This window comes from Streptomyces sp. NPDC060035, assembly GCF_042736635.1.
GTDB lineage: Bacteria > Actinomycetota > Actinomycetes > Streptomycetales > Streptomycetaceae > Streptomyces.
Genome location: NZ_JBHWVO010000022.1, coordinates 1 through 19,872 on the forward strand (window position 1 = coordinate 1; position 19,872 = coordinate 19,872).

Consider the following 19,872-nt stretch of genomic DNA (forward strand, 5'->3'; position numbering starts at 1 on the left):
GTTGGAGCACCGATCGGTGCTCCAAGCCCCCTTCCCGCGTCCGAACCGTGTCAGCGGCGGTGCTGCGAGTCCGCCACCGTCACCTCGACGCGCTGGAACTCCTTGAGGTCGCTGTAGCCCGTGGTGGCCATCGCCCGGCGCAGCGCGCCGAAGATGTTCATCGAGCCGTCGGGGCTGTGCGAGGGACCGGTCAGGACCTCCTCCGTCGTACCGACGGAGCCCAGGTCGACCAGCTTGCCGCGCGGCACGTCCTCGTGGACGGCCTCCATGCCCCAGTGCCGGCCGCGGCCGGGCGCGTCCGTCGCACGGGCCAGCGGGGAGCCCATCATCACGGCGTCCGCGCCGCAGGCGATCGCCTTGGGCAGGTCGCCGGACCAGCCGACGCCACCGTCCGCGATCACGTGCACGTACCGGCCGCCGGACTCGTCCATGTAGTCGCGGCGGGCCCCGGCCACGTCGGCGACCGCGGTCGCCATCGGGACCTGGATGCCGAAGACGTTGCGCGTGGTGTGCGCGGCGCCGCCGCCGAAGCCGACGAGGACACCGGCCGCGCCGGTACGCATCAGGTGCAGGGCCGCGGTGTACGTGGCACAGCCGCCGACGATCACCGGGACGTCCAGCTCGTAGATGAACTGCTTCAGGTTGAGCGGCTCGGCCGCGCCGGAGACGTGCTCGGCGGAGACCGTCGTACCGCGGATGACGAAGATGTCCACGCCCGCGTCGACCACGGCCTTGGAGAACTGCGCGGTGCGCTGCGGCGAGAGCGCGGCGGCGGTGACGACACCGGAGTCGCGCACCTCCTTGATGCGCTGCCCGATCAGCTCCTCCTGGATGGGGGCGGAGTAGATCTCCTGGAGCCGCGGGGTGGCGGTCTCGACGGGCATCTCGGCGATCTCGTCGAGGAGCGGCTGCGGGTCGGCGTGCCGGGTCCACAGCCCCTCGAGGTTGAGGACACCGAGGCCGCCCAGCTCACCGATGCGGATGGCGGTCTGCGGGGAGACCACCGAGTCCATGGGGGCGGCCAGGAAGGGCAGCTCGAAGCGGTAGGCGTCGATCTGCCAGGCGATCGAGACCTCCTTCGGGTCACGGGTACGACGGCTCGGCACGACAGCGATGTCGTCGAACGCGTATGCCCGCCGACCGCGCTTGCCGCGCCCGATCTCGATCTCAGTCACGATGATGTGGCCTTTCCTCTACGTCTGCGCTGACCAGTATCCCCGACACACACATGAGGGGCGGTCCCGGGAACCCCGGACCGCCCCTCACCTGCGCTGATGCGTTACTTCCTGCTGTAGTTCGGCGCTTCGACCGTCATCTGGATGTCGTGCGGGTGGCTCTCCTTGAGACCCGCCGAGGTGATCCGTACGAAGCGGCCGTTGGCCTGGAGCTCCGGGACCGTCCGGCCGCCGACGTAGAACATCGACTGGCGCAGACCGCCGGTGAGCTGGTGGACGACCGCGGACAGCGGGCCGCGGTACGGGACCTGGCCCTCGATGCCCTCGGGGACCAGCTTCTCGTCGGAGGCGACGCCCTCCTGGAAGTAGCGGTCCTTGGAGTACGAGCGCTGCTCGCCCCGGGTCTGCATCGCGGCGAGCGAACCCATGCCGCGGTACGACTTGAACTGCTTGCCGTTGATGAACATCAGTTCGCCCGGGGACTCCTCGCAGCCCGCGAGCAGCGAGCCGAGCATCACGGTGTCCGCGCCGGCCACCAGGGCCTTGGCGATGTCGCCGGAGTACTGCAGGCCACCGTCGCCGATGACCGGGACGCCGGCCGCCTTGGCGGCGAGCGAGGCCTCGTAGATCGCGGTGACCTGCGGGACGCCGATGCCGGCGACCACGCGCGTGGTGCAGATGGAGCCGGGTCCGACGCCGACCTTGATGCCGTCGACCCCCGCGTCGATCAGCGCCTGGGCGCCGTCGCGGGTGGCGATGTTGCCGCCGATCACGTCGACCCCGCCGGCGTTCGACTTGATCTTGGCGACCATGTCGCCGACGAGCCGGGAGTGGCCGTGCGCGGTGTCCACGACGATGAAGTCGACACCGGCCTCGACGAGCGCCTGCGCCCGCTCGAAGGCGTCGCCCGCGACACCGACGGCGGCGCCGACGAGCAGCCGGCCCTCCTTGTCCTTCGCGGCGTGCGGGTACTTCTCGGCCTTGACGAAGTCCTTGACGGTGATGAGGCCCTTGAGGACCCCGGCGTCGTCGACCAGCGGAAGCTTCTCGATCTTGTGGCGGCGCAGCAGCTCCATGGCGTCGACGCCGGAGATGCCCACCTTGCCGGTGACGAGCGGCATCGGCGTCATGACCTCGCGCACCTGGCGCGAACGGTCCGGCTCGAAGGCCATGTCACGGTTGGTGACGATGCCGAGGAGCTTGCCCGCCGGGTCGGTGACCGGGACACCGCTGATGCGGAACTTGGCGCACAGGGCGTTGGCCTCGTGCAGCGTCGCGTCCGGGTGCACCGTGATCGGGTCGGTGACCATGCCGGACTCGGAGCGCTTCACCAGGTCGACCTGGTTGGCCTGGTCGGCGATGGAGAGATTGCGGTGCAGAACGCCCGCGCCGCCCTGGCGGGCCATGGCGATCGCCATGCGCGCCTCGGTGACCTTGTCCATCGCGGCGGAGAGCAGCGGGATGTTCACCCGCACGTTCTTCGAGATGTGCGAGGAAGTATCGATCTGATCGGGCGCCATGTCGGACGCGCCGGGCAGCAGCAGCACGTCGTCGTATGTCAGCCCGAGCGTCGCGAATTTCTCGGGCACTCCGTCGACGTTTGCAGTCATGACACCTTCCCCAAATGGCCTTGATCGGTGCGGATGTCCATGCTAACGGGCTCGCGGGGTGTCTCATTCCACGATCAAGATCACCTGGCGGTTTCGTGGCTTCGTACAGCACGGCAGGAGCCGCCCCGTCCCGCCCCTACTGCTCTGCGAGAGCCCTCAGTCGGCTCAGCGCACGGTGCTGGGCGACCCGCACCGCACCCGGGGACATCCCGAGCATCTGTCCGGTCTCCTCGGCGGTCAGTCCGACCGCGACCCGCAGAACCAGCAGCTCGCGCTGATTGTCCGGGAGGTTGGCGAGAAGCTTCTTGGCCCAGGCCGCATCGCTGCTGAGCAGCGCACGCTCCTCCGGGCCGAGCGAGTCGTCGGGCCGCTCCGGCATCTCGTCGGAGGGCACGGCCGTCGATCCGGGGTGCCGCATCGCGGCACGCTGGAGGTCGGCGACCTTGTGGCCCGCGATGGCGAAGACGAAGGCTTCGAAGGGTCTGCCGGTGTCCTTGTACCGCGGCAGCGCCATCAGCACCGCGACACAGACCTCCTGCGCCAGGTCCTCCACGAAGTGGCGAGCATCACCGGGCAGCCGGTTCAGCCGGGACCTGCAGTACCGCAGGGCGAGGGGGTGGACATGGGCCAGCAGATCGTGGGTGGCCTGTGCGTCGCCGTCGACGGCACGGTGCACCAGAGCACCGATCGCCGTCGTTTCGTCGTCGCGCATCGGACCATGGTGCCTTGACGCCGTCTGATCCGTGGCATCGCGTCCTGAGTTGTGCACCGAAGCGTTATGAGCGGGTGCGCCGGATGTCATGCCCTGCGCCCTCCCCTTCCGCTCGACCGAATCGTTCCCTAGGAACTCCACATCTCAAGGATGCGTCATCGGCCGCGAAGCGTCACATAGCGCTGGTGGGAAGGGACCGGCCGCAGGCCCGTCGCCACCGTCGTCCCGTCCGCCGGTGTGCGGACGGGACCGTCACGGCTACCGGCCGCGCCGGGGCCTCAGCGGACCAGACCCCAGCGGAAGCCGAGCGCCACGGCATGGGCACGGTCCGAGGCGCCGAGCTTCTTGAACAGCCGCCGGGCATGGGTCTTCACGGTGTCCTCGGAGAGGAACAGCTCACGTCCGATCTCCGCGTTGGAGCGTCCATGGCTCATCCCTTCGAGCACCTGGATCTCCCGCGCGGTGAGTGTGGGCGCCGCACCCATCTCGGCGGACCGCAGCCGGCGCGGGGCGAGCCGCCACGTCGGATCGGCCAGCGCCTGGGTCACGGTCGCCCGCAGTTCGGCGCGCGAGGCGTCCTTGTGCAGATAGCCGCGGGCACCGGCGGCGACCGCGAGAGCCACGCCGTCCAGGTCCTCGGCGACGGTCAGCATGATGATCCTGGCCCCGGGGTCCGCCGAGAGCAGCCGCCGGACCGTCTCCACACCCCCCAGGCCGGGCATGCGTACGTCCATCAGAATCAAATCCGAACGATCGGCTCCCCAGCGGCGGAGGACTTCCTCGCCGTTGGCCGCCGTCGTCACACGCTCGACGCCGGGCACGGTCGCAACCGCGCGACGGAGCGCTTCTCGGGCAAGCGGGGAGTCGTCGCAGACGAGGACGGATGTCATGTCCGTCCTCCGCAGCTGATGCGCGTCACCTTGAGCCTCCAGGCTGATACAAGTCGTCACCTGTGCGGTTGACCCCCTCGGACATCTGCCCGAGCTCGTTGTCTGTCAACCGCCTCCGCCTTCTCAACGATGGTCACTCGAAAGAGTTACGGGTCGAAGCGACCGGTTCGACACTCTAAGTGAGGGGCCGCACACAGAGGGGACCGGCGCGGATGATTCACGCGTCAATCGATCCCCTCTCCTCCAGGAGTGCCCCATTTAGCGGATTTTCTTCCCTTTTGCTGGCGTATGTGGCTAGATTCGCAATCAGTCATATTTACATCTACTAACACCGTAGATGTACGGTCGGGACTCCGGTCACCGCCGATCGATGACGGTCGAGGATGCCGTTTCCGACTCAGCAAGGTTTCGAGGGGACACGCAATGGCAGATTTCTCCCGCCTTCCCGGACCCAACGCAGATCTGTGGGACTGGCAGTTGCTGGCCGCCTGCCGTGGGGTCGACAGTTCACTGTTCTTCCACCCCGAAGGAGAACGCGGGGCGGCACGGAGCGCCCGTGAGACCTCGGCCAAAGAGGTCTGCATGCGCTGCCCGGTACGCGCCGAGTGCGCAGCGCACGCCCTGGCGGTACGGGAGCCCTACGGCGTGTGGGGCGGCCTGACGGAGGACGAGCGCGAGGAGCTCATGGGCCGCGCACGCAACCGCCTGATCTCGGCCCATTCGACGACCGACCGGGGCCCCGGACAGCACTGACGTTCTCTGCGACCCGATCGACGCAGAAACGTTTCTTCAGACCTGACGCGCCCTCGTCGGACGCGGCGCACCGGGTGCGGCGCGTGCCGCCCGGCTTCAGCGTGCGGCCGCCAGGGTCAGCTGATCCAAGGTGGCCGCCACCGCCGGGACCCGGGCCAGGTCCGGCAGGGTCAGCGCGACGATCTCCCGCTCCACGGCGGGCTCCACCGTGACGGTACGGGCCCCTTTGGGGCGTACCGACTCGATCGCGAGCTCCGGCAGAACGGCGACGCCCAGCCCCGCCCCGACCAGGCCGATCACCGCCGGGTAGTCGTCCGTGGCGAAGTCGATCCGGGGGGTGAATCCGGACGCCTCGCAGACCTCCACCAGCTGACGCCTGCAGCGCGGGCAGCCCGCGATCCACGGCTCGTCGGCCAGCTCACCGATTCCCACCGATTCGGCCCCCGCCAGCCGGTGCCCCTCGGGCACCAGGCCGATCAGCCGGTCCGCGAGCAGCGGGCGCACCACCAGGTCGTCCCACTCGCCGCCGGGCACCCCGTAACGGAACGCCAGCGCGATGTCGCAGTCCCCGTCGCGCAGCATCTCCACCGACCGCGGCGGCTCGGCCTCGACGAGCGAGACGCGGGTTCCGGGGTGCGCGGCGCGCAGGGCCGCGAGGGCGCCGGGGACGAGGGTGGAGCTCCCGCTGGGGAACGAGACGAGACGGACCCGGCCGGCCCGCAGGCCGGCGATCGCGGCCACCTCCTCCTCCGCCGCTGTCAGGCCCGCGAGAATGCCGGACGCATGGCGCACCAGCGCCTCACCTGCCTGGGTGAGCCTCATCTCGCGCCCCGTTCGGATCAGCAGGGGGGTGCCCGCCGAGGACTCCAGGGCCTTCATCTGCTGGCTGACGGCAGGCTGGGTGCAGCCCAGCTCGCGCGCGGCGGCGGAGAAGGAACCGGTGGTGGCCACGGCGCGCAGGACACGGAGATGGCGGGCTTCGATCACCTCTCAACCATAAGCGAGTCTTGAGGGATCAGCGGATTTATCATGAACATCTTTGAGCACTGAGTGGTTAGCGTGTGCGCATGAAGCTTCTGACCGTGAATCTGGGCCGCCCCGAGGCCTCCGCGCACACCCAGGGACCCGGCGGGGTCACGGGAATCGACAAGCGTCCGGCCGATGGCCCCGTACGGGTCTGCGACCCCGGCCCCAAGGGCACGGGCGGCAGCGGCCTGGCCGGTGACGCAGTCTGCGATCTGCGCCACCACGGCGGCTCCGATCAAGCGGTGTACGCCTTCGCGCGCGAGGAGCTCGACAGCTGGGAGCGGGAGTTGGGCCGCACCCTGCCCAACGGCTCGTTCGGCGAGAACCTGACGACGCTCGGCCTGCCGGTGAGCACCGCCAGGATCGGGGAGCGCTGGCGGGTCGGCGGCGAGCTGCTCCTGGAGGTGACGTCGGGCCGCATTCCGTGCCGTACGTTCGCGGGTCACGTCGGTGAGAAGGGCTGGATCGGCCGGTTCACGCGTGAGGCGGCCACCGGCGCGTATCTGCGCGTGATCGAACCGGGGACGATCCGTGCCGGGGACCCGGTCGCGATCGTGCACCGCCCCGACCACGAGGTCACCGCCGCCCTGGAGTTCCGGGCGATGACGACCGAGCGGGAGCTGCTGCCCCACCTGCTCGCCGCCGGGGACGCGCTGCACCCGGAGGCGCTGCGCAAAGCGCGGGGGTACCTGGAGAAGTACGGGTCATGACCATCCCCCGGGCGGATGAACGGCCCGCGGTCACCGGGCACTAACGTGCCGCATATGACGACTGCACTGATTACGGGCGCGACGGCGGGGATCGGGGCCGCCTTCGCACGGCGGCTCGCGGGTGACGGGCACAATCTGGTGCTGGTTGCGCGTGACACCGAACGGCTGCGGGTCCAGGCCACGGAACTGCACGACCGGCACGGCATCGAGGCGGAGGTCCTGAGGGCCGACCTGTCCACCGACTCAGGGATCGAGGCGGTCGAAACGCGCCTGAGGGACCGCCAGAACTCCGTCGACCTGCTGGTCAACAACGCCGGGTTCGGCAACAAGGGGCGCTATCTGGACGTGCCCATGGCCGACGAGCTGACGATGCTGAAGGTGCACTGCGAAGCCGTGCTGCGGCTGACCTCGGCCGCGGCGGCCGGGATGCAGGAGCGCGGGCGCGGCGGGGTGGTCAACGTGGCCTCCGTGGCGGCCTTCCTGCCCCGGGGCACCTACGGGGCGTCGAAGGCATGGGTCGTGCAGTTCACCCAGGGCGCGGCCAAGGACCTCGCGGGGTCGGGGGTGCGGCTGATGGCCCTGTGCCCCGGCTTCGTACGGACGGAGTTCCACGAGCGGGCCGGAATGGGAACCGGCAACATCCCGGACTGGATGTGGCTCGACGCGGACAAGCTGGTCGCGGCGGCCCTGGCCGATCTGGCCCGGGGCAGGTCGGTGTCGATTCCCGACGCGCGGTACAAGGCGCTGATGGGCCTGGTGAAGCTGGCCCCCCGGGGCCTGCTGGGCGGAGTGACGTCCCGCGCGGGCCGCACGTACGGTCCGAAGTAGCGGGCGAGCCGGTCACCGTGCGGTCCCCGGGACGGGCGCCGCACGACGGCCGGGACCCGGTGCGCCGCGACGGGATGCCGGACCTCGCCCGGCACAACGGCCGAGGCCCGGTGCCCCCGCGACGGGGGTACCGGGCCTCGGCTGCGTACGGAACCGTACTAGTGGGAGTGACCGTGGCCGTGACCGTTGTCGGCCTCGTCATCGGCCGGCTTCTCGACGACCAGGGTCTCGGTCGTGAGCAGCAGCGACGCGATGGACGCGGCGTTCTCCAGGGCGGAGCGGGTGACCTTGACCGGGTCGATGACGCCGGCCTTCACCAGGTCGCCGTACTCGCCGGTCGCGGCGTTGAAGCCCTGGCCCTTCTCGAGCTCGGCGACCTTCGAGGTGATGACGTAGCCCTCGAGGCCCGCGTTCTCCGCGATCCAGCGCAGCGGCTCGACGGCGGCGCGGCGCACGACCGCGACACCCGTGGCCTCGTCGCCGGTCTTGCCGAGGTTGCCCTCGAGGACCTTGACGGCGTGGACCAGAGCGGAGCCACCACCGGAGACGATGCCCTCCTCGACCGCGGCGCGGGTCGCGGAGATGGCGTCCTCCAGACGGTGCTTCTTCTCCTTGAGCTCCACCTCGGTGGCTGCACCGACACGGATCACGCACACGCCGCCGGCCAGCTTCGCGAGGCGCTCCTGGAGCTTCTCGCGGTCCCAGTCGGAGTCCGTGGACTCGATCTCGGCCTTGATCTGGTTGACGCGGCCCTTGACGTCGGCGGACTCGCCGCCGCCGTCGACGATGGTCGTGTCGTCCTTGGAGACGGTGACGCGGCGGGCGGTGCCCAGCACGTCCAGACCGGCCTGGTCGAGCTTGAGGCCGACCTCCTCGGCGATGACGGTCGCACCCGTGAGGGTGGCGATGTCGCCGAGCATGGCCTTGCGGCGGTCACCGAAGCCCGGGGCCTTCACCGCGACGGCGTTGAAGGTGCCACGGATCTTGTTGACGACGAGGGTGGAGAGCGCCTCGCCCTCGACGTCCTCGGCGATGATCAGCAGCGGCTTGGAGCCACCCGCCTGGATGACCTTCTCCAGCAGCGGGAGCAGGTCCTGGATGGAGCCGATCTTGCCCTGGTGGATCAGGATGTACGGGTCGTCGAGGACGGCCTCCATACGCTCCTGGTCGGTCACCATGTACGGGGACAGGTAGCCCTTGTCGAAGGCCATGCCCTCGGTGAACTCGAGGTCCAGACCGAAGGTGTTGGACTCCTCGACGGTGATGACACCGTCCTTGCCGACCTTGTCCATCGCGTCCGCGATGAGCTCGCCGACCTGCGTGTCCTGCGCGGAGAGCGCGGCCACGGCGGCGATGTCGGACTTGTCGTCGATCGGGCGCGCGGTCGCGAGGAGCTCCTCGGACACGGCCTTCACGGCTGCGTCGATGCCCTTCTTCAGGGCGGCCGGGGAAGCACCCGCGGCTACGTTGCGCAGGCCCTCGCGGACGAGCGCCTGGGCCAGGACGGTGGCGGTGGTGGTGCCGTCACCGGCCACGTCGTTGGTCTTGGTCGCCACCTCCTTCACCAGCTGGGCACCGAGGTTCTCGAACGGGTCGTCGAGCTCGACCTCGCGCGCGATGGTGACACCGTCGTTGGTGATGGTGGGAGCGCCGAACTTCTTGTCGATGACGACGTTGCGGCCCTTGGGGCCGATCGTCACCTTGACCGTGTCGGCAAGCTTGTTGACGCCGCGCTCAAGGGCGCGACGGGCGTCCTCGTCGAACTTCAGAATCTTCGCCATGGGCTGTTTTCTGTCCTCTCAAACGAACTGCGCCCCTGACCGCCCGGCTAGGTATTTCGCAGGGGGCCAGGGGCGCAGAACAGAAGCAAACGTGGGTGAATTACTTCTCGATGATCGCGAGCACGTCGCGAGCCGAGAGGACGAGGTACTCCTCGGCGTTGTACTTCACCTCGGTGCCGCCGTACTTGCTGTACAGAACGACGTCGCCGGTCTTGACGTCGAGCGGAAGGCGCTCGCCGTTCTCGAAGCGGCCCGGGCCCACGGCCAGGACGACGCCCTCCTGGGGCTTCTCCTTGGCAGTGTCCGGAATGACCAGGCCGGAAGCCGTGGTCTGCTCGGCGTCGAGCGGCTGGACCACAATGCGGTCCTCGAGCGGCTTGATCGCAACCTTGGAGCTGGTGGTCGACACGATCCGGTCTCCCCCTTCGGAGATCTCACGGGGTTTAACAGTCTGTGGGTGGCGACCAGGTCGATCCGTCGTCGCGGGTGCCGGACCTGCCCTGTCGCGCAGTGGTGCTGGCACTCTCCAGTGGGGAGTGCCAGACATGAGACTATGACCGCGATTAGCACTCGGTCAAGCGGAGTGCCAATTCACCACCCTCGCGTGGCGCCGCGGCCGAGTCGCCCGGCGGCACATGGGCCCGGCATCGACCGGCAGTCCGCACGGTCACCGTACGGACAACGCGGGGGCACGCCGTGGCGTTCCGCACGACGGTACGGTCGCGCCCTGCCTGCTGCCGGACGGCCTGCGGGGACAGCGCCGACGACGCGCGCGCACCCCTCCACAGGCACGTGCGCCCGGCCCGAGGCCCCTCAGACGTAGTCCTCCAGCTTCGCCACGGCGTAGCCCTCGTCCGTGATCGTCCTCATGACGCGGCGGACCATGTCCGCCATGGATCCCTTCCAGTCCGCGCGCCCGCGGAAGTGGGTGAGGATGATGTCGCCGGGATGCAGTTCCCGGTCCCACTCCCGCCATTCCATGTGGTCGGGGAAGGCCTCCGCGGACCACAGGGGCACGGCCTTGACCCCACAGGACTTGGCGATGCGCAGGGTGTCGCGGTCGTAGTTGCCGAACGGCGGCCGGAAGAGGGTCGGACGCTTCCCGAAGTACTTCTCGATCTTGTCCTGCTCGCCGCAGATCTCCCGGCGCTGATCGGTCCTCGTGAGCCCCGGCAGATAGCGGTGGTTCAGCGTGTGGTTGCTGAGGGTGACGCCGCGCGCCTGCATCTCCTTGAAGTAGCCGTAGTTGTCGCTGACCACGTAGTCGCTGAGGAAGGCGCTGTACGGGATGTTCAGCTCCGTCATCATGCGCAGCAGCTCGGGGTCCTTCTCCGCGCCGTCGTCCATCGTCAGGAAGACGATCCGCTCCTTGGTCGGCACGGTGGTGAACACCGGCGGCAGCTCTTCCCCGCCCTCGACCTCGAAGCCCTTACGGGTGGTGATGTGCGGCTTCACGGCCGGCGGCGCCGGGGCGGCCAGCGGCACCTCGGCCAGCCCCCACTTCTTCGCGGCGGCCACGCGGGCCGCCTGCTGCCGCTTCAGCCGCTCGGCATGGGTGTCGACCGCGGGTGCGGGCCCCGCCTGGGCGGCCGCACCCGACTGCTCCGCGACCGGTTTCCCCTGCGCGGCCCCGCCGCCGGACTCCGCCGCGCACCCGGAGGCGACAGCGACGGCCAGCAGGACGGCCAGAGCCGCACAGACCGGCCTGTGCCTCTTTGTGGCGTATTTTTCGTTTTGTCGTACTAGCTGCATGGCGCCGCATCCTGCCAGCCGGTCCCCGCCCTCCTCCCGCGACACCTCCACCGGAACCGCCGGGTCCCCCGGCTGGCTCACAATGGACCCGTGAACGCCCTCTCCGCCGACGATCCCGCCGGTCCCGCCGACCCGCTCGCCGCTTTCGCCGCCCTGCGCAGCCCCGAGGGCACGGCGCTCCTCGACGAGCTGCGCGACCACGACCCCGCCCGGGAGCTGGCCACAGCCACCCGGCTGCGCCGCTCCCATCCGGCGGGCCTGGTGTCGGCGGCGCTGGGGCAGGCGCGGCTGCGGCAACGGGCAGCGGCGAAGTTCGGCGCCGAGGACGCGTACCGGATGTTCTTCACCCCGAACGGCGTGGAGCAGGCGACCCGGACCTCGGTCGCCACCTACCGCGCCGCCCGGTTCGCCGGCCTCGGTGGCGTCCGGAGTGTGGCCGACCTGTGCTGCGGGATCGGCGGCGACGCGATCGCCCTCGCCCGGGCGGGCATCTCGGTGCTGGCCGTGGACCGCGACCCGCTGACCGCCGAGGTCGCCCGCGCCAATGCCGCGGCGCTCGGTCTCGACGGCCTCATCGAGGTGCGGTGCTCCGACGTCACGGAGATCGACACATCCGCGTACGACGCGGTCTTCGTCGACCCGGCCAGGCGCGGCGGCCGCGGCAGGATCTTCGACCCCGAGGCGTACTCACCGCCGCTCTCCTGGGCGACCGGGGCAGCGCTGAAGGCTCCCCGCGCGGCGCTGAAGATCGCCCCCGGTGTCCCTCACGAGGCGATCGGTCCGCAGGCGGAAGCCGAGTGGATCTCGGACAGCGGCGATGTGAAGGAAGCCGTGCTGTGGTTCGGCGAGGGCTTCACCCCGGGCGCCTTCCGGGCCACGCTGCTGCCCTCCCGCGCGACCCTCGTGGCCGCCGCCCCGCTCCCCGCCCCGCCCGTAGGCGCCGTCGGCCGCTTTCTGTACGAGCCCGACGGCGCTGTCATCCGCGCCCATCTGGTCGCGGACATCGTGGAACGGTGCGGGGGCAGGCTGATCGACGAGACGATCGCGTACGTCACGAGCGACGAGCCGTACGACTCCGACTGCACGACCGCGTACGAGATCACCGACCATCTGCCCTTCAACATGAAGAAGCTGAAGGCCCTGCTGCGGGAGCGGAAGGTCGGCGTCCTGACCGTCAAGAAGCGCGGATCGGCGGTCGAACCCGAGGAACTGCGCCGGAAGATGAAGCTCCAGGGGCCGCATGCGGCCACCGTGTTCCTGACCCGGGTCGCCGGCGCCCCGACGATGCTGATCGGACACCCGGTGAAGCAGCCCTGATCAGCGGCCGGCGCCGCCGTCCACCTGGACCAGCGGCTCGGCCGGCGCGCCGATCAGCACCCGCACCACCCAACGGCGGTGGGCGAACGCCTTGACGACGCCGATCAGCCCGGCCAGCCAGGCGACGAGCCCGAGCCCCATCAGGAACGCCACCATGCCGTACGTCTCCTGGCCCGCCCTGGCCGTCGCCGGGACGATCACACAGGTGTACAGGCCGACCGCGCACAACAGGTACGACGCCAGCATCCAGACGAGTCCGGCCGCGGGCCTGCGCAGCGGCATGTCCCCCACCGGGTCCCGGTCGAGGCCGCCCCACTCCACCAGGAGCCGGCGCACCGCCCGGTCCCTGCGCACACCGAGCACGACGAAGACGGCCGAGGGAATCAGCAGGCCGACGCCGATGACGACACAGACGAGACCCATGAACGCGCTGATGACGTCGTAGGACTCCTCGAAGGTGACCAGTGCGGTGCCGACGAACGACCAGCCGAGCGCGGCAAGTCCCGTCCACAGCCACAGCATTGCGAGCCGGCCGGGCCCGATGTGCATCCTGACGAGTTCACCGAGGACCAGCGCCCGGTCCCGCAGCAGGGCGTCGCGGTCGGGCCAGGAACGCATTCCCACGGGCGGAGGAGGCGGCGGCAGCGGAGAACGAGGTGGCATGAACAAGACACTACAGACGCGGTGACCGGGCCTGTGACCGGCTTCGGCGCCGACTCCCGTGGCGGGAAACGGAATCGCGCGGGCCGACGCGCAACCGGCCGCCCTCGCCCGGCCGTCCCAGGTTCCGGATACAGTACGGCTCGTTTCGAGTCCAACCAGGCCGGCCGGGGGCAGCAGCAGGATGAGTCATCAGAACCAGGAAAGCGACGGGGTATTCCAGCCGCTGGACGAGAGCGATCCGCGCACCGTAGCCGGTTACCGGCTCACCGCGAAGCTCGGTTCCGGCGGCATGGGCAAGGTCTATCTCTCGTACACGCCGGGCGGACGGCCCGTCGCGATCAAGGTGATCCGGCCGGACTTCAGCGAGGACGCGGAGTTCCGCCGGCGCTTCCAGCAGGAGGTGCAGGCGGCTCAGCGGGTGCAGGGCCTGTACACCGCGCCCGTCATCGACAGCGACACCGACGGCGGACAGCCCTGGCTCGCCACCGCGTACGTGCCCGGCCCCTCCCTCGCGGCGGCCGTCGGCGAGCACGGGCCGCTGCCCGTGCCGGCCGTGCTGCTGCTGGTCGCCGGGATCGCCGAGGCGCTGCACGTCATCCACGGGGCGGGCATCGTCCACCGGGACCTGAAGCCGTCCAATGTGCTCCTCGCCGCCGACGGGCCGCGGGTCATCGACTTCGGCATCGCCCGCGCCGCCGACGCCACCTCGCTGACCGGCAGTGGCGTCACGGTCGGGACCCCGGCCTTCATGTCGCCCGAACAGGCCTCGGGCCGGCCGGTGACCGCGGCGACCGACCTCTTCGCGCTCGGGCTGGTCGCGGCCTACGCGGCAACGGGCTCCCCCGCCTTCGGCGAGGGCGCCTCGCACGGTGTGCTGTACCGGATCGTGCACGAGGAGCCGGAACTGACCTCGGTCCCCGAGCAGTTGATGGAACTCGTCACCCGGTGCCTGGCCAAGGCGCCGGAGGACAGGCCGTCGGTCACCGAGGTGATCGAGCTGTGCCGGACCGCCAACAGCGAGACCCAGCTGCGCCGTCCGGAGGACTGGCTGCCGCGCGCGGTCGCCGCCGACATCACCGGCCGGACCGCCGCGCCCGCCCCCGACCGGACCCCTCCGCCCCCGACCGTGGCGCCCACCGCCCCGGCATCGGCCCCCGTGGCGCACCCGCCCACCGCTCCGGCCGCCACGGTCACGCCGCAGCCCCCGACCGTCACGGCGGCCCCGGCGCCCGGCGCGTACGGCTATCCGACGCCCCCGCCGTCCGCAGGGCACCAGCAGCAGCCGGTACCGGGGTACGGCTACCCCGTCCCCACCCAGCAGCACCCGCAGCCCGGCGGGTACGGCTACCCGACCGGGCCGACCGGGCCCCACACGTATCCGACGGCGCAGGTGTCGCCCGCAGCCCCCGCCCGCCCCAAGAAGCGCACCGGCAGGCTCGTCGCGATCGGACTGGCCGCCGCGCTGCTCGTCGGGCTCGGCGGGGGCCTCGCCGCCTACAGCCTGCTCGACGGCAAGGGCAGCGAGGACAAGGGCAAGCAGACCCAGGCGGACGGCAAGAAGAAGTCCCCGGCCGCGAGCACCCCCTCGGACGCCCCGTCCGACGGCTCCGGCGAGCCGTCGGACGACGCCACGGACGACGGCTCCGCGCCGCTGCCCGACCCCGAACCGGTCGTCTACAAGGGCATCGACCTCACCGGCGGCTACCACCTCTCGTTCGCCGATGCCACGGACAGCCCGCTCGACGGGTCGGAGGGCGACTTCGCCTACAGCTCCATCAGCAGCGTGGTGCGCACCAGCGATTCGATGATCCTGCTGAACCCCGGCCAGCAGGGCAGCCTCGACACCTGCCGGTCGGAGACCCGTTACTCCACCGAGCTCGACGTGGACCGGCTGATCAAGGGCACCCAGATCTGTGTCCGCACCGACACCGGCCACCTCGGACTCGTCGTCGTCCGCGCGCTCCCCTCGGAGACGGCAGCCAGCAACTACATGACGCTGGACGTCACGGTCTGGCGCAACGCCCTGAAGGTCGACGAGTCCTGACCCCGCCCCGGGAGCGGTGAGGGGATCAGGTCAGCGGATACGACGTCCTGCCGGACGCCTCGTCGATCTCGTCGTGTGCCTTGGTGAGCAGCTTCATCGCCAGTTCGTTGAGCGCACGGGCACCCGCGATCTCCTCACCGACTCTCGGCTGCTCCGAATCGGACGGATGGCGGCTGGCGTATCCGTGGGCCCGCACCTCGGAGCCGTCGCTGAGCCGTACAAGAGCGGCGGCGCGGGTGCGATGGGTGTCCTCTTCGAATTCCAGCTCGATATGCCACCCGACAGTGGTCTCCATCATGGCGGGTCACCTCCCGAAGTCCCTGCTTCCAGGGTGCGCCCGTTCCTCCGGCCGCGCACGGCGTGCGGCGCGTTCGGCCGGAGGGGCTCAGGCGTCCCGCAGCGCCTGGATGTCCAGCTTGCGCATGCCGAGCATCGCCTTCATCGCCCGCTCCGCCTTGTCCCTGTCGGGGTCGGCCAGCAGCTCGTTCAGGGCGCGGGGAACGATCTGCCAGGACAGCCCGTACTTGTCCTTGAGCCACCCGCACACGCTCTCCTCGCCGCCCTCGGTGAGCCGGTCCCAGAACCGGTCCACCTCCTCCTGCGTCTCGCAGTCGACGGCGAGCGAGACGGCCTCGCTGAAGTGGAACATCGGGCCCCCGTTGAGGCCGATGTACTCCTGGCCGGCGAGCCGGAAGTCGACGGTCATGACCGTGCCCGTCTCCCCCGGTGACGCCTCGGTGTAGTAGGTGACGTCCACGACGGCGGAGTCACCGCCGAAGACCGAGACGTAGAAGTTCGCCGCCTCCTCCGCCTGGTTGTCGAACCACAGACAGGGCTTGATCTTCTGCATGATTTTCTCCTTGCCGCATCGAACCGCTCGGGAACGCTGTGCAAGGTAGACCGCGCCGGGTCCACGAACTCATCGGGACACACCCTCCGCCCGCGCCAGCAGCATCGCCCGCTCCCGGGCGTTACGGGTCAGCTCCGCCGCCCGTACGAAAGCGGCGCGCGCCTCCTCCGTACGCCCCAGCCGCCGCAGCAGATCGCCGCGCACGCTGGGCAGCAGGTGGTACGAGGCGAGCGCCGGGTTCTGCGCGAGCGCGTCGGCGAGGGCGAGCCCGGCCGCCGGGCCCTCGGCCATGGAGACGGCGACCGCACGGTTCAGCTCCACCACCGGGGACGGGGCGACCTTCACGAGATGGCCGTACAGGGTGGCGATGGTCGTCCAGTCCGTGTCCTCGTACCGCACCGCACGGGCGTGGCAGGCGGCGATCGCGCCCTGCAGGGCGTACGGCCCCGGGGCGCCGCCCACAGCGTGCGACCGCTCCAGGGCCGCGAATCCGCGTCGGATCAGCAGCTGGTCCCAGCGGGAGCGGTTCTGGTCGGCGAGCAGCACGGGCGCGCCGTCCGCACCTGTCCTGGCCCTGGTCCGCGAGGCCTGGAGCTCCAGCAGCGCCACCAGTCCGTGGACCTCGGGTTCGCTCTCCATCAGCCCTGCCAGCAGCCGGGCCAGGCGCAGCGCGTCCTCGCACAGTGCGGGGCGCAGCCAGTCGTCACCCGTGGTCGCCGCGTACCCCTCGTTGAAGATCAGATAGATGACGTCCAGCACGGAGCCGAGGCGGGCGGCGCGCTCGGGGCCGTAGGGCACCTCGAAGGGGACACCCGCCCGGCCCAGGGTCCGCTTGGCACGGACGATGCGCTGGGCGACGGCCGCCTCGGTGGCCAGAAAGGCGCGGGCGATCTCCTCGGTGCTCAGACCTCCGAGCAGCCGCAGGGTGAGGGCGGTGCGGGCCTCGGTGGTCAGGACCGGGTGGCAGGAGGTGAAGATCAGTCGGAGCAGGTCGTCGTCGATGCCGTCCGGGTCGGCGGCGTCGGGCGGCGGTACGTTTTGAAGGGCCCTCCCGGCCTCCGCCAGCTTGCGCGCGTAGGTCTCCTTGCGGCGTACGAGGTCGATCGCCCGGTGCTTCGCGGTGGCCATGAGCCATGCGCCGGGCCGGTCCGGGACACCTGTCCGCGGCCACTGCTCCAGAGCGGCGACCAGGGCGTCCTGCGCGAGCTCCTCGGCGATGCCCACGTCCCGCACGATGCGTGCGGTTCCTGCGATGATCCGCGCCGACTCGATCCGGTACACGGCTTCGACGGCACTGCTCGCTTCTGTCACGGCCACCCATCAGAGCAGCCGGGGGCGGGTGCGGCAAGGACCCGCCGCACCCGCCCCACCCCGGATGGCGGCTGCCGTCAGCCTTCTGCGATCTCGCGGATCTCGGAGGTGACGGTCCAGTAGGTCTCGTGGACCGCGAGGAAGCGCTTGGTCCACTCCAGGATCTCGGCCTTGTCCTTGGCCTGGATGATGGCGTAGCCGCCGATGACTTCCTTGCTCTCGGTGAACGGCCCGTCGGTGACGGTGAACTCCCCGTTGGACCAGGTCACCCTGGTGCCCTCGGAGGTCGGGGTGAGCCCGGCCGTGTCGAGCAGGACACCGGCCTTGGTCATCTCCTCGATGAGAGCGCCCATGCGCTGCATCAGCGCCTCACTGGGGCCTTCGGCGGGAGCGTTGTTCTCGTCGATGCGGACCATCGTCAGATAGCGCGGCATGGTGACTCCTCGGATCGGGCGGCGGGGCTGTTCCCGCCTCTCAACCCTGCGTCGAACGGGAGAGCCCCGGATCGACACGTCCGGCAGAATTCTTCCGAGAATTCTCTCCGGCGGCCGTCGGAGCCGGCTGACGGAGCCCGCTGACGGACGGCTCAGCCGGGTGCCGGAAGGCTCAGCGGTCCGCCGGCCCCAACGACTCGAAGCGCCAGCGGTGCACCGGACGGGTGATCAGTGCGGCGTCCGGCTCGGGCAGCTCCGGCAGCTCGTCGTCGTACGCCGCCTCCCACCAGGTGAGGACGAGCACCCGGTCCTGCGGGGCGCGCAGCAGCTCGCTGCGCAGCGGCTCCCGGGCCAGCTCGCCCGCCCTGGACCGGGCCCACTCCAGGAGCTCGGTGCCCCGGCCCTCGGTGGCGCGGGCCTCCCACATCAGGGCGACGGTCATGAGTAGAGGTTGTCCTTGCTGATCTCGTGCACATGGTCGTGGTCGTGAGCACGCCCGTGGCTGTTCGCCCCCGGCACATGGGTCTCGGTGACCGGCAGCGAGGAGTCGGCCGAGAGCTCCAGGTCCGAGGCCGGGCGGTTGCGGGCCACCATCTCCGCGCCCAGCGCGGCGACCATCGCCCCGTTGTCCGTGCACAGCCCGGGCCTGGGCACCCGCAGCCGGATCCCGGCCCGCTCGCACCGCTCCGCGGCCAGGGCCCGCAGCCGCGAATTGGCCGCTACGCCACCGCCGATCATGAGGTGGCCGACGCCCTCGTCCTTGCAGGCCCGCACGGCCTTGCGGGTCAGCACGTCCACCACGGCCTCCTGGAAGGACGCCGCCACATCCCGTACGGGAACGTCCTCACCCGCCGCCCGCTTCGCCTCGATCCAGCGCGCGACCGACGTCTTGAGGCCGGAGAAGGAGAAGTCGTACGCGGGATCGCGCGAGCCGCTCAGCCCACGCGGGAACGCGATCGCCTTCGGGTCGCCCTCCCTCGCCAGCCGGTCGATGACCGGCCCGCCGGGGAAGCCGAGGTGCAGCACCCGGGCGATCTTGTCGAAGGCCTCGCCCGCCGCGTCGTCGATCGTCGCGCCCAGCGGCCGTACGTCGTTGGTGATGTCCGGGGCCAGCAGCAGCGAGGAGTGCCCGCCGCTGACCAGCAGTGCCATCGTCGGCTCGGGCAGCGGGCCGTGCTCGAGCTGGTCCACGCAGATGTGCGAGGCGAGGTGGTTGACCCCGTACAGCGGCTTGTTCAGCGCGTACGCGTACGCCTTCGCCGCCGACACCCCGACGAGCAGCGCCCCGGCGAGCCCGGGGCCGGCGGTGACCGCGATGCCGTCGAGGTCGCGGGCGCTGATCCCGGCCTCCTTCAGCGCGCGCTCGATGGTGGGAACCATCGACTCCAGGTGGGCGCGGGAGGCGATCTCCGGGACGACGCCGCCGAAGCGGGCGTGCGTGTCGACACTGGAGGCGACGGCGTCGGCGAGCAGTGTCGTGCCGCGCACGATGCCCACGCCGGTCTCGTCGCAGGACGTCTCGATACCGAGTACGAGCGGTTCGTCAGCCATCAGTCAGTCTCTGTTCCTTGTACGGTCAGGCGCATGACGAGTGCGTCGATGTTCCCGGGCTGGTAGTAACCCCGGCGGAAACCGATCGGTTCGAAGCCGAAGCGTTCGTACAGCTTCTGCGCACGGGTGTTGTCGACACGGACCTCGAGGAGCACCTCGGTGCACTCGAAGGCGGTGGCGTGTCTGAGCAGATCGGTCAGGAGTTCGGAGCCGAGGCCGCCGCCCCACTGGCCGCGGCTGACGCCGATCGTCTGGACGTCGGCGAGCTCACCGGCCGCGGCGAGACCCGCGTAGCCGACGATCCGGCCGTTGGTGGGGTCCTCGGCGACGACATAGCGCCGGGTGGCCTGCGGGCCGCGCGCGTGGGCCAGCTCGGACCAGAACATTCCGGCCGACCAGGCGTCCTCGGGAAACAGCTCGTGTTCCAGATCCAGTACCGGATCGATGTCCCACCAGCGCATCTCG

At 70.5% G+C, this 19,872-nt stretch carries 21 protein-coding genes; 5 read left to right on the forward strand and 16 right to left on the reverse strand.

What is annotated here, in order from left to right; all coding sequences use genetic code 11:
- Nucleotides 1–50 precede the first annotated feature (50 nt).
- The 4 genes from ACFWBQ_RS28590 to ACFWBQ_RS28605 form a co-directional block, all read right to left on the reverse strand.
- Nucleotides 51–1,175 (reverse strand): GuaB3 family IMP dehydrogenase-related protein, encoded by a 1,125-nt coding sequence (locus ACFWBQ_RS28590; protein WP_385501688.1) that lies wholly within the window; start codon nt 1,173–1,175, stop codon nt 51–53.
- Nucleotides 1,176–1,279: 104 nt separating this feature from the next.
- Nucleotides 1,280–2,785: an IMP dehydrogenase gene (gene guaB / locus ACFWBQ_RS28595; RefSeq protein ID WP_385501690.1), complete on the reverse strand. Its 1,506-nt coding sequence runs from the start codon at nt 2,783–2,785 to the stop codon at nt 1,280–1,282.
- A 136-nt stretch (nt 2,786–2,921) separates the two neighbouring features.
- A complete protein-coding gene (locus ACFWBQ_RS28600; RefSeq protein WP_265599824.1) occupies nt 2,922–3,497 on the reverse strand; it encodes a sigma-70 family RNA polymerase sigma factor in 576 nt (191 codons plus the stop codon).
- Between the two features lie 278 nt (nt 3,498–3,775).
- Nucleotides 3,776–4,387, reverse strand: a complete 612-nt coding sequence (locus ACFWBQ_RS28605; RefSeq protein WP_003948568.1) for a response regulator transcription factor — start codon at nt 4,385–4,387, stop codon at nt 3,776–3,778.
- A gap of 423 nt (nt 4,388–4,810) precedes the next feature.
- On the opposite strand from ACFWBQ_RS28605, the gene ACFWBQ_RS28610 reads away from it, so the two are divergent.
- Entirely contained in the window at nt 4,811–5,140 is a 330-nt protein-coding gene (locus ACFWBQ_RS28610) for a WhiB family transcriptional regulator (protein WP_385501694.1), read from the forward strand.
- A 96-nt stretch (nt 5,141–5,236) separates the two neighbouring features.
- Here the strand turns inward: ACFWBQ_RS28610 and ACFWBQ_RS28615 are convergent, their stop codons facing one another.
- A complete protein-coding gene (locus tag ACFWBQ_RS28615; protein WP_385501695.1) occupies nt 5,237–6,127 on the reverse strand; it encodes a LysR family transcriptional regulator in 891 nt (296 codons plus the stop codon).
- Between the two features lie 80 nt (nt 6,128–6,207).
- Between ACFWBQ_RS28615 and ACFWBQ_RS28620 the strand changes: the two genes are divergently transcribed.
- Both ACFWBQ_RS28620 and ACFWBQ_RS28625 read left to right on the forward strand, forming a co-directional pair.
- Nucleotides 6,208–6,876: an MOSC domain-containing protein gene (locus ACFWBQ_RS28620; protein WP_385501697.1), complete on the forward strand. Its 669-nt coding sequence runs from the start codon at nt 6,208–6,210 to the stop codon at nt 6,874–6,876.
- Between the two features lie 54 nt (nt 6,877–6,930).
- The gene (locus ACFWBQ_RS28625; protein ID WP_385501700.1) at nt 6,931–7,704 is read left to right on the forward strand and encodes an SDR family NAD(P)-dependent oxidoreductase; all 774 of its coding nucleotides are present in this window, start codon (nt 6,931–6,933) and stop codon (nt 7,702–7,704) included.
- 158 nt (nt 7,705–7,862) lie between these two features.
- Here ACFWBQ_RS28625 and groL read toward each other — a convergent pair whose 3' ends face one another.
- From groL to ACFWBQ_RS28640, 3 genes are all read right to left on the reverse strand, one after another.
- The gene (gene groL / locus ACFWBQ_RS28630) at nt 7,863–9,485 is read right to left on the reverse strand and encodes a chaperonin GroEL (protein ID WP_385501702.1); all 1,623 of its coding nucleotides are present in this window, start codon (nt 9,483–9,485) and stop codon (nt 7,863–7,865) included.
- Between the two features lie 100 nt (nt 9,486–9,585).
- Nucleotides 9,586–9,894 (reverse strand): co-chaperone GroES, encoded by a 309-nt coding sequence (gene groES, locus ACFWBQ_RS28635; protein WP_385501705.1) that lies wholly within the window; start codon nt 9,892–9,894, stop codon nt 9,586–9,588.
- A gap of 404 nt (nt 9,895–10,298) precedes the next feature.
- Nucleotides 10,299–11,237 (reverse strand): polysaccharide deacetylase family protein, encoded by a 939-nt coding sequence (locus tag ACFWBQ_RS28640; RefSeq protein WP_385501708.1) that lies wholly within the window; start codon nt 11,235–11,237, stop codon nt 10,299–10,301.
- Nucleotides 11,238–11,327: 90 nt separating this feature from the next.
- On the opposite strand from ACFWBQ_RS28640, the gene ACFWBQ_RS28645 reads away from it, so the two are divergent.
- Nucleotides 11,328–12,554 (forward strand): methyltransferase domain-containing protein, encoded by a 1,227-nt coding sequence (locus ACFWBQ_RS28645; protein ID WP_385501709.1) that lies wholly within the window; start codon nt 11,328–11,330, stop codon nt 12,552–12,554.
- Here the strand turns inward: ACFWBQ_RS28645 and ACFWBQ_RS28650 are convergent, their stop codons facing one another.
- On the reverse strand, nt 12,555–13,217 hold the full coding sequence (locus ACFWBQ_RS28650) for a hypothetical protein (RefSeq protein WP_385501711.1): 663 nt from the start codon (nt 13,215–13,217) through the stop codon (nt 12,555–12,557).
- Between the two features lie 181 nt (nt 13,218–13,398).
- On the opposite strand from ACFWBQ_RS28650, the gene ACFWBQ_RS28655 reads away from it, so the two are divergent.
- Entirely contained in the window at nt 13,399–15,261 is a 1,863-nt protein-coding gene (locus tag ACFWBQ_RS28655; RefSeq protein WP_385501715.1) for a protein kinase, read from the forward strand.
- 25 nt (nt 15,262–15,286) lie between these two features.
- Here ACFWBQ_RS28655 and ACFWBQ_RS28660 read toward each other — a convergent pair whose 3' ends face one another.
- The 7 genes from ACFWBQ_RS28660 to rimI all read right to left on the reverse strand — a co-directional run bounded on the left by ACFWBQ_RS28660 (nt 15,287) and on the right by rimI (nt 19,868).
- Complete coding sequence (locus ACFWBQ_RS28660) at nt 15,287–15,559, reverse strand: DUF1876 domain-containing protein (protein WP_385501717.1); 273 nt, start codon at nt 15,557–15,559, stop codon at nt 15,287–15,289.
- Between the two features lie 87 nt (nt 15,560–15,646).
- Nucleotides 15,647–16,111 (reverse strand): VOC family protein, encoded by a 465-nt coding sequence (locus ACFWBQ_RS28665; protein ID WP_385501719.1) that lies wholly within the window; start codon nt 16,109–16,111, stop codon nt 15,647–15,649.
- 69 nt (nt 16,112–16,180) lie between these two features.
- A complete protein-coding gene (locus tag ACFWBQ_RS28670) occupies nt 16,181–17,428 on the reverse strand; it encodes an RNA polymerase sigma factor (RefSeq protein WP_385501722.1) in 1,248 nt (415 codons plus the stop codon).
- Between the two features lie 71 nt (nt 17,429–17,499).
- Nucleotides 17,500–17,856 carry a YciI family protein gene (locus ACFWBQ_RS28675; RefSeq protein WP_385501725.1) on the reverse strand — a complete coding sequence of 119 codons (357 nt, stop codon included), beginning with the start codon at nt 17,854–17,856 and terminating at the stop codon, nt 17,500–17,502.
- 172 nt (nt 17,857–18,028) lie between these two features.
- Entirely contained in the window at nt 18,029–18,298 is a 270-nt protein-coding gene (locus tag ACFWBQ_RS28680) for a hypothetical protein (RefSeq protein WP_385501727.1), read from the reverse strand.
- The gene (gene tsaD, locus ACFWBQ_RS28685; protein WP_385501730.1) at nt 18,295–19,407 is read right to left on the reverse strand and encodes a tRNA (adenosine(37)-N6)-threonylcarbamoyltransferase complex transferase subunit TsaD; all 1,113 of its coding nucleotides are present in this window, start codon (nt 19,405–19,407) and stop codon (nt 18,295–18,297) included. The genes ACFWBQ_RS28680 and tsaD overlap by 4 nt, the downstream gene beginning before the upstream one ends.
- The gene (rimI, locus tag ACFWBQ_RS28690) at nt 19,407–19,868 is read right to left on the reverse strand and encodes a ribosomal protein S18-alanine N-acetyltransferase (protein ID WP_385502037.1); all 462 of its coding nucleotides are present in this window, start codon (nt 19,866–19,868) and stop codon (nt 19,407–19,409) included. The genes tsaD and rimI overlap by 1 nt, the downstream gene beginning before the upstream one ends.
- Between the last annotated feature and the right edge of the window lie 4 nt (nt 19,869–19,872).

Bases quoted from the DNA above. Each gene is read 5' to 3' on its own strand.
- ACFWBQ_RS28660 (WP_385501717.1), bottom strand. From the start codon at position 15,559: ATGATGGAGACCACTGTCGGGTGGCATATCGAGCTGGAATTCGAAGAG.
- guaB (WP_385501690.1), bottom strand. From the start codon at position 2,785: ATGACTGCAAACGTCGACGGAGTGCCCGAGAAATTCGCGACGCTCGGG.
- ACFWBQ_RS28655 (WP_385501715.1), top strand. From the start codon at position 13,399: ATGAGTCATCAGAACCAGGAAAGCGACGGGGTATTCCAGCCGCTGGAC.
- tsaD (WP_385501730.1), bottom strand. From the start codon at position 19,407: ATGGCTGACGAACCGCTCGTACTCGGTATCGAGACGTCCTGCGACGAG.
- ACFWBQ_RS28625 (WP_385501700.1), top strand. From the start codon at position 6,931: ATGACGACTGCACTGATTACGGGCGCGACGGCGGGGATCGGGGCCGCC.
- ACFWBQ_RS28665 (WP_385501719.1), bottom strand. From the start codon at position 16,111: ATGCAGAAGATCAAGCCCTGTCTGTGGTTCGACAACCAGGCGGAGGAG.
- groL (WP_385501702.1), bottom strand. From the start codon at position 9,485: ATGGCGAAGATTCTGAAGTTCGACGAGGACGCCCGTCGCGCCCTTGAG.
- ACFWBQ_RS28605 (WP_003948568.1), bottom strand. From the start codon at position 4,387: ATGACATCCGTCCTCGTCTGCGACGACTCCCCGCTTGCCCGAGAAGCG.
- ACFWBQ_RS28680 (WP_385501727.1), bottom strand. From the start codon at position 18,298: ATGACCGTCGCCCTGATGTGGGAGGCCCGCGCCACCGAGGGCCGGGGC.
- ACFWBQ_RS28610 (WP_385501694.1), top strand. From the start codon at position 4,811: ATGGCAGATTTCTCCCGCCTTCCCGGACCCAACGCAGATCTGTGGGAC.
- ACFWBQ_RS28675 (WP_385501725.1), bottom strand. From the start codon at position 17,856: ATGCCGCGCTATCTGACGATGGTCCGCATCGACGAGAACAACGCTCCC.
- ACFWBQ_RS28620 (WP_385501697.1), top strand. From the start codon at position 6,208: ATGAAGCTTCTGACCGTGAATCTGGGCCGCCCCGAGGCCTCCGCGCAC.
- ACFWBQ_RS28640 (WP_385501708.1), bottom strand. From the start codon at position 11,237: ATGCAGCTAGTACGACAAAACGAAAAATACGCCACAAAGAGGCACAGG.
- ACFWBQ_RS28650 (WP_385501711.1), bottom strand. From the start codon at position 13,217: ATGCCACCTCGTTCTCCGCTGCCGCCGCCTCCTCCGCCCGTGGGAATG.
- ACFWBQ_RS28600 (WP_265599824.1), bottom strand. From the start codon at position 3,497: ATGCGCGACGACGAAACGACGGCGATCGGTGCTCTGGTGCACCGTGCC.
- rimI (WP_385502037.1), bottom strand. From the start codon at position 19,868: ATGCGCTGGTGGGACATCGATCCGGTACTGGATCTGGAACACGAGCTG.